Annotated in this window: 13 protein-coding genes; 11 read left to right on the plus strand and 2 right to left on the minus strand. The window is 70.5% G+C overall.

Annotation, left to right across the window (positions count from 1 at the left end; translation table 11 throughout):
* Positions 1-339 precede the first annotated feature (339 nt).
* The 3 genes from AQJ58_RS02360 (at position 340) to AQJ58_RS02370 (ending at position 5,492) form a co-directional block, all read left to right on the plus strand.
* On the plus strand, positions 340-1,839 hold the full coding sequence (locus tag AQJ58_RS02360) for a bifunctional cytidylyltransferase/SDR family oxidoreductase (RefSeq protein WP_067244287.1): 1,500 nt from the start codon (positions 340-342) through the stop codon (positions 1,837-1,839).
* 157 nt (positions 1,840-1,996) lie between these two features.
* On the plus strand, positions 1,997-4,087 hold the full coding sequence (locus tag AQJ58_RS02365) for a hypothetical protein (RefSeq protein WP_067244288.1): 2,091 nt from the start codon (positions 1,997-1,999) through the stop codon (positions 4,085-4,087).
* A 175-nt stretch (positions 4,088-4,262) separates the two neighbouring features.
* Positions 4,263-5,492 (plus strand): glycosyltransferase family 2 protein, encoded by a 1,230-nt coding sequence (locus AQJ58_RS02370; RefSeq protein ID WP_067244290.1) that lies wholly within the window; start codon positions 4,263-4,265, stop codon positions 5,490-5,492.
* A 15-nt stretch (positions 5,493-5,507) separates the two neighbouring features.
* On the opposite strand, the gene AQJ58_RS02375 is transcribed toward AQJ58_RS02370, so the two are convergent.
* Complete coding sequence (locus AQJ58_RS02375) at positions 5,508-6,899, minus strand: polysaccharide pyruvyl transferase family protein (protein ID WP_067244291.1); 1,392 nt, start codon at positions 6,897-6,899, stop codon at positions 5,508-5,510.
* Positions 6,900-7,134: 235 nt separating this feature from the next.
* Here AQJ58_RS02375 and proB point away from each other — a divergent pair, with 235 nt between their 5' ends.
* The 5 genes from proB to AQJ58_RS02400 all read left to right on the plus strand — a co-directional run bounded on the left by proB (position 7,135) and on the right by AQJ58_RS02400 (position 12,057).
* Complete coding sequence (gene proB, locus AQJ58_RS02380) at positions 7,135-8,241, plus strand: glutamate 5-kinase (RefSeq protein ID WP_067244293.1); 1,107 nt, start codon at positions 7,135-7,137, stop codon at positions 8,239-8,241.
* Positions 8,242-8,397: 156 nt separating this feature from the next.
* Positions 8,398-8,844, plus strand: coding sequence for a hypothetical protein (locus AQJ58_RS02385; protein ID WP_067244294.1), 447 nt, complete (start codon positions 8,398-8,400; stop codon positions 8,842-8,844).
* Positions 8,845-8,945: 101 nt separating this feature from the next.
* Positions 8,946-10,232: a glutamate-5-semialdehyde dehydrogenase gene (locus AQJ58_RS02390; RefSeq protein ID WP_067245665.1), complete on the plus strand. Its 1,287-nt coding sequence runs from the start codon at positions 8,946-8,948 to the stop codon at positions 10,230-10,232.
* 114 nt (positions 10,233-10,346) lie between these two features.
* Positions 10,347-10,889: an SCO2584 family spore wall biosynthesis protein gene (locus AQJ58_RS02395; RefSeq protein ID WP_234359935.1), complete on the plus strand. Its 543-nt coding sequence runs from the start codon at positions 10,347-10,349 to the stop codon at positions 10,887-10,889.
* Between the two features lie 100 nt (positions 10,890-10,989).
* Positions 10,990-12,057: an SCO2583 family membrane protein gene (locus AQJ58_RS02400; protein ID WP_067244297.1), complete on the plus strand. Its 1,068-nt coding sequence runs from the start codon at positions 10,990-10,992 to the stop codon at positions 12,055-12,057.
* 32 nt (positions 12,058-12,089) lie between these two features.
* Here the strand turns inward: AQJ58_RS02400 and AQJ58_RS02405 are convergent, their stop codons facing one another.
* On the minus strand, positions 12,090-13,175 hold the full coding sequence (locus AQJ58_RS02405) for a M48 family metallopeptidase (RefSeq protein ID WP_067245668.1): 1,086 nt from the start codon (positions 13,173-13,175) through the stop codon (positions 12,090-12,092).
* 144 nt (positions 13,176-13,319) lie between these two features.
* Here AQJ58_RS02405 and AQJ58_RS43715 point away from each other — a divergent pair, with 144 nt between their 5' ends.
* The 3 genes from AQJ58_RS43715 (at position 13,320) to nadD (ending at position 14,464) form a co-directional block, all read left to right on the plus strand.
* A complete protein-coding gene (locus AQJ58_RS43715; protein WP_199844511.1) occupies positions 13,320-13,472 on the plus strand; it encodes a hypothetical protein in 153 nt (50 codons plus the stop codon).
* Positions 13,473-13,582: 110 nt separating this feature from the next.
* On the plus strand, positions 13,583-13,747 hold the full coding sequence (locus AQJ58_RS43720) for a hypothetical protein (protein ID WP_199844512.1): 165 nt from the start codon (positions 13,583-13,585) through the stop codon (positions 13,745-13,747).
* Positions 13,748-13,837: 90 nt separating this feature from the next.
* Positions 13,838-14,464, plus strand: coding sequence for a nicotinate-nucleotide adenylyltransferase (nadD, locus tag AQJ58_RS02410; protein ID WP_067244299.1), 627 nt, complete (start codon positions 13,838-13,840; stop codon positions 14,462-14,464).
* Positions 14,465-14,476 lie beyond the last annotated feature (12 nt).

The following is a 14,476-nucleotide window of genomic DNA, read 5'->3' on the forward strand; positions in this document are numbered from 1 at the left end:
CGGAAACCGGCCGCCTGCCACGGCCGCGAGGAGCCCCGGACGGCTCCCGAGGTGGCCGCTCAGGCCCGGTACGGACCGCCCGGCTTGCCCCAAGCGGCTGCGCCGTCGCTGAACGACGTTCACCGTTACTCTCAGGTATCGCACAGCTCCTGTGGAGTTACTCACAGGATTTCCAGGGAGCATCCTCATGGGTCTTGTACACGTCTTACGAATCACCAGCGGTTCAAGGTGAATGACAGGTGGCGCGCACATATGCGGTGAAGGGCGCTCACCTTGCATCGCGGTAACCGCAAGTGGGACCATTTCCCCGTTCCCTGTCGCCCCAAGGTAGGTCTTCTGGTGTCCCAGCACATAGCCAAGCCCCGTACGACCGCAGTGATCCTGGCCGGTGGCACCGGTCAGCGCGTGGGTCTGTCGATCCCCAAGCAGCTGCTGAAGATCGCAGGCAAGGCCGTCATCGAGCACACCCTGACCACCTTCGAGAAGGCCGACTCCGTCGACGACGTCATCGTGCTGATGGCGCCGGGCTATGTGCCCGACATCGAGAAGATCGTCGCCAAGGCCGGGTTCCGGAAGGTCTCCCGGATCATCGAGGGCGGCGCCACCCGCAACGAGACCACCGAGCGCGCCATCACGGCCCTGGGCGAGGGTCTGGCCGAGGGCGAGGACCTCAACGTCCTCTTCCACGACGCCGTACGCCCCCTGCTCTCTCAGCGCGTCATCGACGACTGCGTGACCGCCCTGGAGCGCTACCAGGCCGTCGACGTGGCCATCCCGTCCGCCGACACCATCATCGTCACCCGGACGCACGGCGAGGACGGCGAGTTCATCACGGAGATCCCGGACCGCTCCCGGCTGCGCCGCGGCCAGACCCCGCAGGCCTTCAAGCTGTCCACCATCAAGCGGGCCTACGAGGTGGCGGCCGGCGACCCCAACTTCCAGGCCACCGACGACTGCACGGTCGTCCTGCGCTACCTGCCGGACGTGCCGATCCACGTCGTCGCGGGCGACGAGTACAACATGAAGGTGACTCAGCCGGTCGACGTCTTCATCGCCGACAAGCTGTTCCAGCTCGCCTCCACCGCCACCCCCGAGCAGAACGGCGAGGAGGTCTACCGCGAGCTGCTGACCGGCAAGACCGTCGTCGTCTTCGGCGGCTCCTACGGCATCGGCAAGGACATCTCCGAGCTCGCCGAGTCCTACGGCGCCACGGTCTACGCCCTCGGCCGCTCCACCACCGGCACGCACGTCGAGAACCCGGAGGAGGTCGACGACGCGCTGTCCAGGGCCTACAGCGAGACCGGACGCATCGACTACGTCGTCAACACCGCCGGGGTGCTGCGCATCGGCAAGCTGGCCGAGACCGACAACGCGACCATCGAGGAAGCGCTGAAGGTGAACTACCTGGCGCCGGTGCAGATCGCCCGCTCGGCCTACAAGTACCTCGCCGAGACCAAGGGCCAGCTGCTGCTCTACACCTCCAGCAGCTACACCCGCGGCCGCGCCGAGTACAGCCTCTACTCCTCGACCAAGGCCGCCATGGTGAACCTCACCCAGGCCCTGTCCGACGAGTGGGCCGCCGACGGCATCCGGGTGAACTGCGTGAACCCGGAGCGCACGGCGACCCCCATGCGCACCAAGGCCTTCGGGCAGGAGCCCGCGGGCAGCCTGCTCTCCTCCGAGGCCGTCGCCCGCACCTCACTCGACGTCCTCCTCTCCGAGCTCACCGGGCACGTCATCGACGTCCGTCAGCAGGACCCCACGGCCCCGGCCGGCAAGGCCTCCGGCTTCGAGCAGGCCCTGGCCTCGGTGCTCGACCGACAGGACGGCGTGGCATAATCAACCGCAAATAGCCATCGAATTTCAGGCCTCTGTGGCTCCCTGTTTACGGAGAATTCACAGAGGCCTGAAGCGTAAGAATCCCGAAACCTTCACAAAGGACCTTCCGGACTTTTCGGCTTCTATGACCGGCACCCCTCCCAGAGCAGGTTTCTCCGTGATATCCACTGCCATTCGCGTGGCCCGGGTGGGCAGCGCGGCCGAACTGGCCGCGGCGGTCCTCATGATGCTGGGTTACCCCGGCCTCATGCTGGCCGCGCTCGTCCCGAGCACCCCCGCCTTCGCCGCCGCGGCCGCCGTCACGTACCTGGCGGACCTCTATCTCCACCGCAAGGGCACCTACCTCATCAGCCTGCTGAACAAGGTGAGGGCCGGCCTGTCCACCCGGTTCCTGGTCCGCGAGCTGCTGCTGATCCTGCTGCTGGCCCGGCTCGACCTGTCGGAGGAGCCGGTCTTCTACGCGGCGATCGCCTGCTTCACGGTCTTCTTCGGTCTCCAGGCCCCGCACGGCGCCCTGGTCACCCTGATCGGCAAGCGCCGCCAGATGCCGGTCGTGACCCGCAACGTCGACCTGGCCTCCCGGCTGACCGTCCCGGACGCCCCGCCGCGCGCGCTGCTGGCCGGGGCCGGGGAGAAGATGCTCCACCTGGACCTGGCGGCCATGGCCGGCCTGCTCGTCTGGGCCCTCACCGGCGTCGACCTCGCCGGTTACGCGGGCGTCGCCGTGACCACGGTCCTCGGCGCGCTGTACGTGGCCCTGCTGGTGCCGCACCTGCGCGCCCGCCGGCTGCCGCCGAAGCCCGACAAGGTGCTGTCCACGGTGAGCGCCTGGCTGCGCGAGTACCGCCCGGAGACGGTGCTGTACTTCTCCGGCTCCAAGGAGTCCGCCTACCAGGTCAACATGTGGCTGGAGACCATGGAGCAGCTGGACAGCCGGCCGCTCATCATCCTGCGTGAGCGCCCCGTCCTGGAGCGGATGGCGCCCACGACGGTTCCCGTCATCTGCGTGCCCGGGGGGGTGCACCTGATGAACATGGACCTCTCCATGGTGCGGGTCACGCTGTACGCCGCGAACGTCGGCAAGAACATCCACATGCTGCGCGTGCCCACCATGAAGCACGTCTTCATCGGTCACGGCGACAGCGACAAGCTCGCCAGCGTCAACCCGTTCAGCAAGGTGTACGACGAGGTGTGGACCGCCGGCCGGGCCGGCCGCGACCGCTACGCCATCGCCGACGTCGGCATCCGCGACGAGGACATTGTCGAGGTCGGCCGCCCGCAGCTCGCGCCCATCAGGACCTGGGAGGGGGCGCCTGCCGACCGCATCCCGACCGTGCTGTACGCGCCCACCTGGGAGGGCTGGGACGACAACCCCGGCAACACCTCCCTCCTGCTGGCCGGCGAGAACATCGTGAAGAAGCTGATCGCCGCCGAGCCCCCGGTCCGCGTGCTGTACAAGCCGCACCCGTTCACGGGCACCCGCAGCGCCGCCGCCGGGGCGGCGCACCGCCGGATCACCGCGCTCATCAAGAAGGCCGCCGAGCAGCGCGCCGGCGACTCGCGCTTCCGGGGCGACGCCGCCGCCCAGGCCGCGGCGAAGGCCGAGCTGACCCGTCTCAAGGCCCGCCTCGAGGACCTCTCGCTTGCCTTCGACGAGAAGGCCGACGAAGCGGTGACCAGCCGCGACGGCATCGTCGACATCCGCAAGCACGAGGAGGCGGCCCGGCTGCGCGCCGAGTGGAACGACGCCTACTGGCGGAGCTTCCCCGACTTCGAGCACCGGGTGATCACCGGCGTCGAACCGCGCCTGTACGACTGCTTCAACGCCGCCGAGGCGATGGTCTCCGACATCTCCAGCGTCGTCTCCGACTTCATCGCGAGCGGCAAGCCGTACGCCGTCACGGACTCCGCGCAGCTGGGCGCGGAGGAGTTCCGGCGGCAGAACACCGCGGTGCGCGCGGCGGTGATCCTCACCAACTCCGCCGACGAGCTGGACCAGCTGCTCGGCGCGGTGCGCGACCCGGCCGCCGACGCGCTGGCCCAGGACCGCAAGGAGCTCAAGGAGTACCTGCTCGGCCCCGACGAGCCGACCTCCCTCGAGCAGTTCAACACCGCCGTCGCCGACCTCGCCCTCAAGGCGGAGGCCCGCAATGTCGGCCAGGCCACCCGGGCCGCCGCGGCGGAGGGCGCGGCCGGCGCGGCGCCCGGTGACGGCGCGGAACTGACCAAGGGTGTTACGGCCGGCTGACGGGCGTGTGACGAAGGGCCCGGCCCCCGGGAGGCATTCTCCGGGGGCCGGGCCCTTCGGGTTTTTGTGATGTGGAACACCTTCGGGAACCGGGACAACCCCTTCACGGGGCCGACCGTCTATGGGGTTGCTGGAACATGGAACAAAGGCAACCGTTGCGTGATGAGAGGGAAAAGTGACTCGTGCGCAGCCTGACGTCACGGTGATCATCGGGGCGTACGAAGCGATGCCGTATCTGGTCGAGTGCCTCGCGTCGGTCGAGGCACAGACCCTGGACCCCGCGCGGATCGAGGTCGTCGCCGTCGACGACGGCTCCCGGGACGGCACCGGGGAGTACCTGGAGGAGTTCGCCGCCCGCGCCCCCATGCCGGTCACCGTGATCCGCCAGGAGAACTCCGGCGGGCCCAGCGGCCCGCGCAACGTCGGGCTGGAGAGGGCCACCGGACGGTACGTGTTCTTCCTCGACGCCGACGACCGGCTCGGCGCGGAGGCGCTGGAGCGGATGGTCGCCCTGGCCGACCGCAACGGCACCGACGTCTGCCTCGGCCGGGTCGAGGGCGTCAACCGCAAGGCGCCGCGCTCGATGTGGGGCCGGAACGAGGACCGTACGGACGTCTTCTCCTCCAACATCAAGTTCACGCTCAGCGCCCAGAAGCTGTTCCGCCGCGCCCTGCTGGAGCGCCATCACATGCGTTTCGACGAGTCCCTGTGGACCGGCGAGGACGCGCTGTTCACGATGGAGGCCTATCTGCGGGCCGACGGCGTCTCGATCGTCGCCGACTACACCTGCTACTACCTGGTGGGCCGCGACGACGGCAAGCACGTGACCAAGAGCGGCGGTTACCAGCTGCGCTTCGACTCCGCGCGGGCCCTCATGGGCCTGCTGGAGCGGATGGTCCCGCCCGGCCCGAAGCGGGACGTGCTCATGGTCCGGCCCTTCCAGGTCACGCTGCTGCCGCAGTTCGGCCCGGTGTTCCTCCGGCAGGACGAGGAGATCCGGCGCACCAAGTTCGAGATGGCCGAGCCGCTGATGGACGCCTACTGGAACGAGGGCGTCGCCCAGCGGCTGACGGTCCAGGAGCGGCTGCGGCTCCAGCTGGTCGCCATGCGGCGCCCGGACCTCCTGGTGGACGTCCTGGAGTTCCTCAAGGCCAAGCGCGAGCCCACGCCCGTCCTGAAGAAGGGCGGCAGCCAGCTCTATCTGGCCTACCCCGGCTACCGCTCCCGCAAGGACGGCGTCCCTGACCGCGTCTACCTCGCCGAACCGCGCGAGGCGAAGGCCTACCCGGGCTGGCGCCAGACCCCCGCCGAGACGTTCCTGCGCGGCGCGACCCGCAAGGTGCGGCGCCGGCTGGGACGGCTGAGGAGGCGGGTGCGCGGGCCGCGTGGCCGGCTGGCCGCCTGAGCGCCCCCCGGGTCCTCACTTGGAGGGCTTCAACGCCCTGCCCATCACCCGGCGCGCCCTGCGGTACATCGAGGGCGTCGGGACCGCCTTGGCAGCGGCCTTGGCGGCCGCCTTGGCCCCCGCCCGGGACTTCGCCAGCTCCCGCTGCAACTGGGTGTTGTGGGTGTCCAGTTCGGTGATGCGCTGCTGGAGCCAGCCGAACCGGCTCGTCAGCGAGGCGGGGTCCGCGTCGATCCACGGGCGCACCCCCTCCGGGAAGCGCAGGGCACGCAGCCGCTCGTCGAAGGCCTTGCCGCCGTCGCCGTGCGTGAAGGTGTTCTCCAGCCCGTTCTTGTCCAGGAACGCGGTGAACCGGTCGAAGCGCTCCTGGTGGTTGCCGGTCAGCGCGCTGAAGTCGGCCTCCTCGTACAGCTCGGCCGGGTCGAGGTCGGCGGGCACCTCGCTCAGCAGCCGGTGCGGTATCTCGAAGTAGCGGCACAGCTCCAGCGTGCGCGAGTCGAAGGCCAGCACGGTGGCCGGCGTGCCCGCCAGCAGGGCGGCGATGTTGCCGTGGATGCGCGAGCCGAAGGAGTAGTCGAACTCCTTCAGGTCGTCGATCCAGGTGACCGGGTCGATGTACACCCGGACCTTGTCCTCCCGGTACATCGGGTGGTCGGGGTGGGTGGGCATCTCGCGGATCCGGCCGGCCGGGGAGTCGGTGTCGCGCCAGTGCAGCTGGCGGGCGTCGGTCAGGTTCTGCCCGATGTAGCGCAGGTGGGGGTAGTTCGCGTGGGCCCGGCCGATGATCCTGCCGAGGCCGGCGCGCACCGCGGTGTGCGAGCCGTTGGTGGAGATCCTCGACTCGGGGGTGATGGCCGCGGCCCTCTTGGTCACCTCGAGCCGCTCGCCGTGCAGGAACAGCGACGGGCAGCCGATGATCTCGACGTCCTTGAAACCCAGGTCGGTGAGGTACTTGGCGGTGAACTCGCCCCGTACGCCGATGGAGGCGCTGTGGTCCAGCACCGCGGAGACGAACTCCCGCACGGTGGACTCCATGGACTTCAGCCGCGCCGGGTCGTTGTCCAGGCCGGCCTGGGCGCCGACGCCGACCACCACGACCGGGATCTTCAGCTTCGAGATCAGCTGCGTCAGCCGCTTGAGCGGACCCTCGAACGTCGGCCGGAAGGCGTTGGCCAGCGGTACGACGAACGCGTCGTACTCCTCGTTGATCCGCCCCGCGGCACTGACCTGGGTCGCGATGCCGTTGGAGACCACCTCCGTGCTGCCGGGCACACTGAGGATCTTGTGCGTGGCGTCGCTGAAGATCAGATTGCCGGAGTTGGTGGCAAAGACGTCGCGGTGGAGGGCTTCCTCGACGGGCACCACGTCGAAGGGGCTCTTCCCCGACCTGAGGAGTATGCGCTTCACAGGGCGAACTGTAGGTGACACAAACTTCAAAATAAATTTGTAATCCCTTCAGTTTCTCTGTGGAACCAGGGCAACCTTTTTGCCGTCGGCGAAGCGTGACGGAGCGACTACGGAGGGGAACTGTCCGGGGAGTGGAACTCGCGCGCGGCCCCGGGGCGCGTTCGCGTAGATTGCGTAAGGAGTGGGACAGCCGCGCGAGGGGACGAAGAACAAGGTGGCAGGCGCAAGGCAGGCCGTGGGCGAAGCCCGCAGGATCGTCGTCAAGGTGGGCTCCTCGTCGCTGACCACGGCCGCCGGAGGACTGGACGCCGACCGCGTCGACGCCCTCGTGGACGTCCTCGCCAAGAGCCGCAGCGGCGGCGAACGTGAGATTGTCCTCGTTTCCTCGGGCGCCATCGCCGCCGGCCTCGCCCCGCTGGGCCTGCGCCGCCGCCCCCGCGACCTGGCCCGCCAGCAGGCCGCCGCCAGCGTCGGCCAGGGCCTCCTCGTCGCCCGCTACACCGCCTCCTTCGCCCGCTACTCCGTGCGCGTCGGACAGGTGCTGCTGACCAGCGACGACATGAGCCGCCGCGCCCACCACCGCAACGCCTCGCGCACCCTCGACAAGCTGCTCGCGATGGGCGCGTTCCCCATCGTCAACGAGAACGACACCGTCGCCACCGACGAGATCCGCTTCGGCGACAACGACCGCCTCGCCGCGCTCGTCGCCCATCTCGTCCACGCCGACCTGCTGGTGCTCCTGTCCGACGTCGACGGCGTCTACGACGGCGACCCCAGCAGGCCGGGCACCTCCCGGATCGCCGAGGTGCGCGGCCCCGAGGACCTCGCGCACGTCGAGATCGGCAGTGCCGGCAAGGCCGGCGTCGGCACCGGCGGCATGGTCACCAAGGTCGAGGCGGCCCGCATCGCGACCGGCGCCGGCATCCCCGTGGTCCTCACCAGCGCCGTGCACGCCGCCGACGCCCTCGCCGGCAACGACACCGGCACCTACTTCCACCCCACCGGCAAGCGCTCCGCCGACCGGCTGCTCTGGCTCCAGCACGCCTCCACCCCGCAGGGCTCGCTCACCCTGGACGACGGCGCGGTGCGCGCGGTCGTCGAGCGGCGCACGTCGCTGCTGCCCGCGGGGATCGCCGGCGTCGAGGGCGAGTTCAGCGCGGGCGACCCCGTCGAACTGCGCGACACCGCCGGCCACGCGGTGGCCCGTGGCCTCGTCAACTTCGACGCCAAGGAGATCCCCCGGCTGATCGGGCGGTCCACCCACGAGCTGGCGCGCGAGCTGGGCGCGGAGTACGAACGGGAGGTCGTCCACCGCGACGACCTGGTGATCCTGCACCCCTGAGGCCGTCGAACGGCTGTCTGCGCAGCGCCCCGAACGGTCCGTACCGGTGGGGGACGTTCCGTGAAACCGCCCCAAGGACCCGTGCGGCCTGCTCAACTTTGTCTCAGGGAGACCAGCCGCACGAGCGCTGCGTATAAGGAGGCCGTCGTGAGACGAGTGCGCCCCGGGGTGGCAGCGGCGCGTGGCAGTACCGGCGCGGCGGGCGAGGAGCGCGCGCTGACCAGCGTGGCGGCGGGGGAGCGGTACGAGGAACCGGCCGAGCTGCCCCGGCTCTGGCATGTCACCCTCAGTGTCTCCGGCGAGGAGGCCCCGCTCGGGGAGGTCCGGCGCGCCCTCGAACAGCTCGCCCACGACCATCCCTTCCTCCTGACCAGCCGCTACGCGGTCGATCACGCGGAGATCCGCTACTGGGAGGAGGCCCGCGACCTCCACGACGCCGCCGCCGTCGCGCTGCGCCTGTGGGGCGAGCACCGGCGCACCTCCCGGCTGCCGCCCTGGGAGATCGTCGGCCTCGAAGTGATCGACCGGGAGACCTACCACCAGCGCATCGCCGAGGGCTACGGCCCACGACCGGCCAGCCCGGTCGGCGTTCACCCCTTCTGACCTCACCGTATGGGGCCGCCGCCCCTTGGGGGACGTCTCGGTGCTTGGGACGGCCCGTGGACGACCATGGCGCCCTCCGCCCGGCGCACTACCCTTCCGGTATGACCACGCTCTCCCCGTACGACGCCATGTCCCCGGTCACCCAGGCCGCCTACCGTGCCAAGGCCGCCGCCGCCGATATCGCGCCACTGCCCCGGGCCGCCAAGGACGACGCGCTGCTCGCCATCGCGGACGCGCTGGAGGTCCGTACGAGCGAGATCGTCGAGGCCAACGCCAAGGACATCGCCAAGGCCCGCGAGGCCGGCACCGCCGAGTCCGTCATCGACCGGCTGACCCTCACCCCGGAGCGGATCCGGGCCATCGCCTCCGACGTGCGGGACGTCGCCGCCCTGCCCGACCCGGTCGGCGAGGTCGTCCGCGGCTCCACCCTCCCCAACGGCATCGACCTGCGCCAGGTCCGCGTCCCGCTGGGCGTCGTCGGCATCATCTACGAGGCCCGCCCGAACGTGACGGTGGACGCCGCCGCCCTCTGCCTGAAGTCCGGCAACGCGGTCCTCCTGCGCGGCTCCGCCTCCGCCTACGAGTCCAACACCGCCCTCGTCCGGGTCCTGCGGGACGCCGTCGGCGGCGCCGGGCTGCCCGCCGACGCCGTCCAACTGGTGCCCGGCGAGGGCCGGGAGTCCGTGCACGAGCTGATGCGGGCCCGCGGCCTGGTCGACGTCCTCATCCCGCGCGGCGGCGCCTCCCTCATCCGGACCGTGGTCATGGAGTCCAAGGTCCCCGTCATCGAGACCGGCACGGGCAACTGCCACGTCTACGTCGACGCCCACGCCGACATCGACATGGCCGTCGACATCCTGATCAACTCCAAGGCCCAGCGGGTCAGCGTCTGCAACGCCGCCGAGACCCTGCTGGTCCACCAGGACATCGCCGCGGAGTTCCTGCCCCGCGCCCTCGACGCCCTCGCCGAGGCCGGGGTCACCGTCCACGCCGACGACCGGGTGGCGGCGTACGCCAAGGACTCCAAGGCCACCGTCGTGGAGGCCACCGCCGAGGACTGGGAGACCGAGTACCTCTCCTACGACATCGCCGCCGCCGTCGTCGACTCCCTGGACAAGGCCGTCGAGCACATCCGGCTGTGGACCTCCGGCCACACCGAGGCGATCGTCACCACCTCGCAGCAGGCGGCCCGCCGGTTCACCCAGCTGGTCGACTCCACCACGGTCACCGTGAACGCCTCCACCCGCTTCACCGACGGCGGCCAGTTCGGCTTCGGCGCGGAGATCGGCATCTCCACGCAGAAACTGCACGCCCGGGGCCCGATGGGCCTGCCGGAGCTGACCAGCACCAAGTACATCGTCACCGGCGACGGACACGTGCGGCGCTGACCGCCGCGGGGGCGGCCGTGAGAGGCGTCTCATCCGGTGGACGAATTTCCCCGTCGCCTGCCCAAATTGACCCCCCAGGTCTACTCTGGATCCGTGCCGGAGGACGTGGGGGGCATGCCGTTCCCTGACGGCTGGGAGCCCGACGACGACCACGACCGCGGGGTGTCGGACGAAGAGTTCGCCTCCGTGGTCTTCGACGAGGCCTTCGTACGGGCGGCCGTGGTGCACGAGCCGTCCGCCGTGGAGCGCCTCCTGGCCGCCGCCGAGGCGAGAGCCGAGGCCGAGGCCCGCCGCGCCCGCGCGCGCCGCGACCGCTACGACGACGCCTACGGCTCCGACGGACCCGGCGATTTCGGCCATGATCCGGACTTCGACGACCTGGACGACGACGACCCGGACGGCCACCACAGCCCCTTCGGGGCGTACGGCAGACAGATCCGCTGGCACCGCCCCGTCGCCTGGATGCTCGCCGTCGTGATGGGCGTCGGCATGGTCGCGCTGGCTTTCGCCGCGGTCTACCGGGGTTCCTCCTCCAGCAGCCGGGACCAGGTGCCGCCGCCCGCCTCGACCGGGCTGGAGCAGGGCGGGCCCGCGACACCCTCCGCCTCCCTCGACCAGTCCCGGCCTGCGGTCTCGGCCGTGCCCCGCACACCCTGAGGCCCGGCTCCGTCCGACCCGGCGAACCTGGTGAGAACCTGTCAGAACTTGTCGCGCAGCGGGGCGTTTACCCGAGCCCCGCGCGACCTACCCTGAAAGTATGAGCGGGCCTGGCGACCCACCGGAGGGAACCCCCGAGGGCGCTCCCGGAGGGGGAGAGGACGAGTACCGATCCGTCGTCTTCGACGAATCGTTCGTCCGCGCTGCCCGCCTCCAGGAGTACTCGGCCCTGGAGCGGATGGCCGACCACGCGCCCGCCGTACGCCGCCGCCCGCCCCTGCACCGGGGTCTGTCCCGGCAGGCCCTGGTCCTGTTCCTGCTGATCGCCGTCGCCTTCGGCACCGCGATCTACATGGGTGTGCGCAACCCGTACCAGAGCTCCGCCGCACGGCGGGCCGTGGACCCCCTGCGGATGACCGTCGTCCCGCTGGCCCCGCAGGGAGCGGTGCCCGGCACCGCCGACACCGCCTCGCTGTTCGCCCACAGCCCGGCCGCGAAGTTCCGCGTCGGCGCCGAGGGGATCCCGCTGCCGGCCGCCCGGCGCACCGCGCACTTCTCCGACAGCCAGGTGGTCACCGCCCTGACCACCGCCAAGGAGTACCTGGTGCGCTCCTCCCTCTACCCGGAGGTGCTCACCGGGCAGGAGGTGCAGCCGGTGCGCGGGCTGATCGCCGCCGAGCAGCTCGACCAGTTCGACGAGAGCTTCAGCCGGCCGGCCGCCGACGGGCGGCATGCCCCGACCGGCTGGCTGGTGCGCTTCGACCCCGCCCGGGTGGAGCTGGCCGACCGGGGGGTCCGGGTCCAGGGCACGCTGACGGTCACCGAGACCGACCCGGCGACGCTGGAGGTCGCCGCGGAGCACACCTTCGTGTACGCGCTGCGCCCGGCCGGAGCCGACGCCAAGGCCCCGGCCTCCCTGTTCACCGTCCGCCGTGAGCTGCTGTTCCGGTTCGACCGGGCGGACCTGCGGACCCGCCAGACGCAGATCGTCGCGGCGACCGTGCAGGCGGGACCGCTGTCCTGCGCGGAGGACTCCGCGAACCGTCTGCGACCGCTGCTGGCGGGCCGGACGGCGGCAGGCCGTCCGGCCGGTACCGATCCGTATACGACCGGGAGCGCGGTCGGGTTGTGCGGGGTGCTGGCCCCGAGTGCCGAACCGAAGTTCTGATCCGCTCGGTCCGCTCGGTCCGCTCGATCCGCTTACGGGGCGCTCTCCGCCGGAGGTTCCTCGTTCCGCCCCGGCGTGCTGGTGAAGCCGTCGAAGCCACGGCGGACCCGTCCGCCCAGGCCGCCGGCGCCGCCCGCGATGTCGGTGACCAGCTTCATCAGCGGGTCCTTCGAGGTCTTGATGGTGCTCGCGTAATGCGAGGCGGACTCACGGAAGGAGTCGGAGACCGAGGTGCTCTTGTCCTCGTCGCGGCGCGGGTAGTGGCCGTCCATGATCCGCTGGTGGTCGCGGGACTCGGCCCACTTCTTCAGCTCCGCCGCCCGGACCGTGGCGAAGGGGTGCGTGCGGGGCAGGACGTTCAGGATCTTCAGGACCGAGTCGCGCAGGTCGCCGCTCTCCTCGTACTCCTCGGCCTGCTTCAGGAACGCGTCCACGTTCATCTCGTGCAGGTGGTTGCCGCCGGCCAGCTTCATCAGGCCGCGCATCGAGGCCTGCAGGTCCTGGCCGACGAGGAGGCCCGCGCGGTCGGCCGACAGCTCCGACTTGCGGAACCACTCGCGCAGCGCCGTGACGATCGCCATGATCGCGACGGTGCCCAGCGGGATCCAGGCGACCCGGATGGCCAGATTCGTCAGGAAGAGCAGGATCGTGCGGTACACCGCGTGCCCGGACAGGGCGTGGCCCACCTCGTGGCCGATGACGGCCCGCATCTCCTCCTCGTCGAGCAGCTCGACGAGACCGGTGGTGACCACGATGATCGGCTCGTCCAGGCCGATGCACATCGCGTTCGGCTGGGGGTCCTGGTTGACGTACATCGGCGGGACCTTCTCCAGGTCCAGGATGTAGCAGGCGTCCCGCAGCATGTCGTTGAGGTGCGTGAACTGCTGGTCGGAGACCCGCACCGAGTCGGAGAGGAACAGCAGCCTCAGGCTCCGCTCGGGCAGCAGCCCGCTGAGCGCCTTGAACACCGTGTCGAACCCGCTCAGCTTGCGCAGCGCCACCAGGGCGGAGCGGTCGGCCGGGTGCTCGTACGCGCGCGAGGAGATCCCGGGGAACCGGGTGCGCTGCCTGCTCGGCACGTTCTCGGAGCCGTGGTTCTGGCGGCCGTCGTCGGACATGTACTCCCCCATGTGCGTCTGTGTGGCCCTCGTGGTGCGGCCCGCCCTTTGCGGACCCTTGTGCGGCCCTTTGCGCCCCCGAAGCAGAGCCCAGCCTAGGCGGAGTTACCGTGGACGGGCACTACACCGAAGGAGTCCCGAACCATGGAGCAGTACCCCGCGGCCGCCTGGCTGACCGAGGCCGCCCAGCAGCAGGGGGCGGGGAACCTTCTCCGTGTCGTACTGATCGTGATGATCCTGGGCTGTGTGCTCACCGCGTGGTTCCTGCTGCGGGGCTACAAGCGGAAGGACGACTGAGTCCGCGGGAAGGTTCCCATGGGCGGAGTCGGCGTGATCGCCGCCGAGCGCCCCGCTTACCATGGGCCGACATCTTTTATCCCGCCCCCATCGGATAGGTCGTCCCGAAGATGAGCCTTCACAGCGCCGCCGCCCAGCTGGTCACCCTCGCCGCCGAGGGCGAGGAGCACGGTGGTAACCACGAGAGCCTGAACCCGCTGCTCACCGGCGGTGGCGCCTTCATCATCCTGATGCTCCTGCTCTGGATCACCACGCGCTTCAATCGCGACCGCTGAGGCACTCGTGGTCATACCGGGGTGGATACCGGGGTACTTCGGGCACCGGCCGTCCGGTGCCCTCAGGACGGGCCGGTAGGGTCTGCACGCATGGGAGAGCAGGACATGCCTACCGGCCGGTCGAACCGGGGCAAGCGTCGCCTGGGCGTCATGGGCGGAACGTTCGATCCGATCCACCACGGACACCTCGTGGCGGCCAGCGAGGTCGCCGCGCAGTTCCACCTGGACGAGGTCGTGTTCGTCCCGACCGGTGAGCCCTGGCAGAAGAGCCACCGCCGGGTCTCCCCGGCCGAGGACCGCTATCTGATGACGGTCATCGCGACCGCCGAGAACCCCCAGTTCTCGGTCAGCCGCATCGACATCGACCGCGGCGGTGCCACCTACACCGTGGACACCCTGCGCGACCTGCGGGCCCTCAACCCCGACACGGACCTCTTCTTCATCACCGGTGCCGACGCCCTCGGCCAGATCCTGAGCTGGCGCGACAGCGAGGAGCTGTTCTCCCTGGCGCACTTCATCGGGGTCACCCGGCCCGGCCACCACCTCACGGACCCCGGTCTCCCGGAGGGCGGCGTCTCCCTCGTGGAGGTTCCCGCGCTGGCCATCTCCTCGACGGACTGCCGTGCGAGAGTCGCCAAGGGAGACCCCATCTGGTACATGGTGCCGGACGGAGTCGTGCGTTACATCGACAAGCGCGAGCTGTACCGCGGCGAGTGAGCCGAGAGGGGT

Source organism: Streptomyces sp. DSM 15324 (assembly GCF_001514285.1).
Classification (GTDB): Bacteria; Actinomycetota; Actinomycetes; order Streptomycetales; family Streptomycetaceae; genus Streptomyces.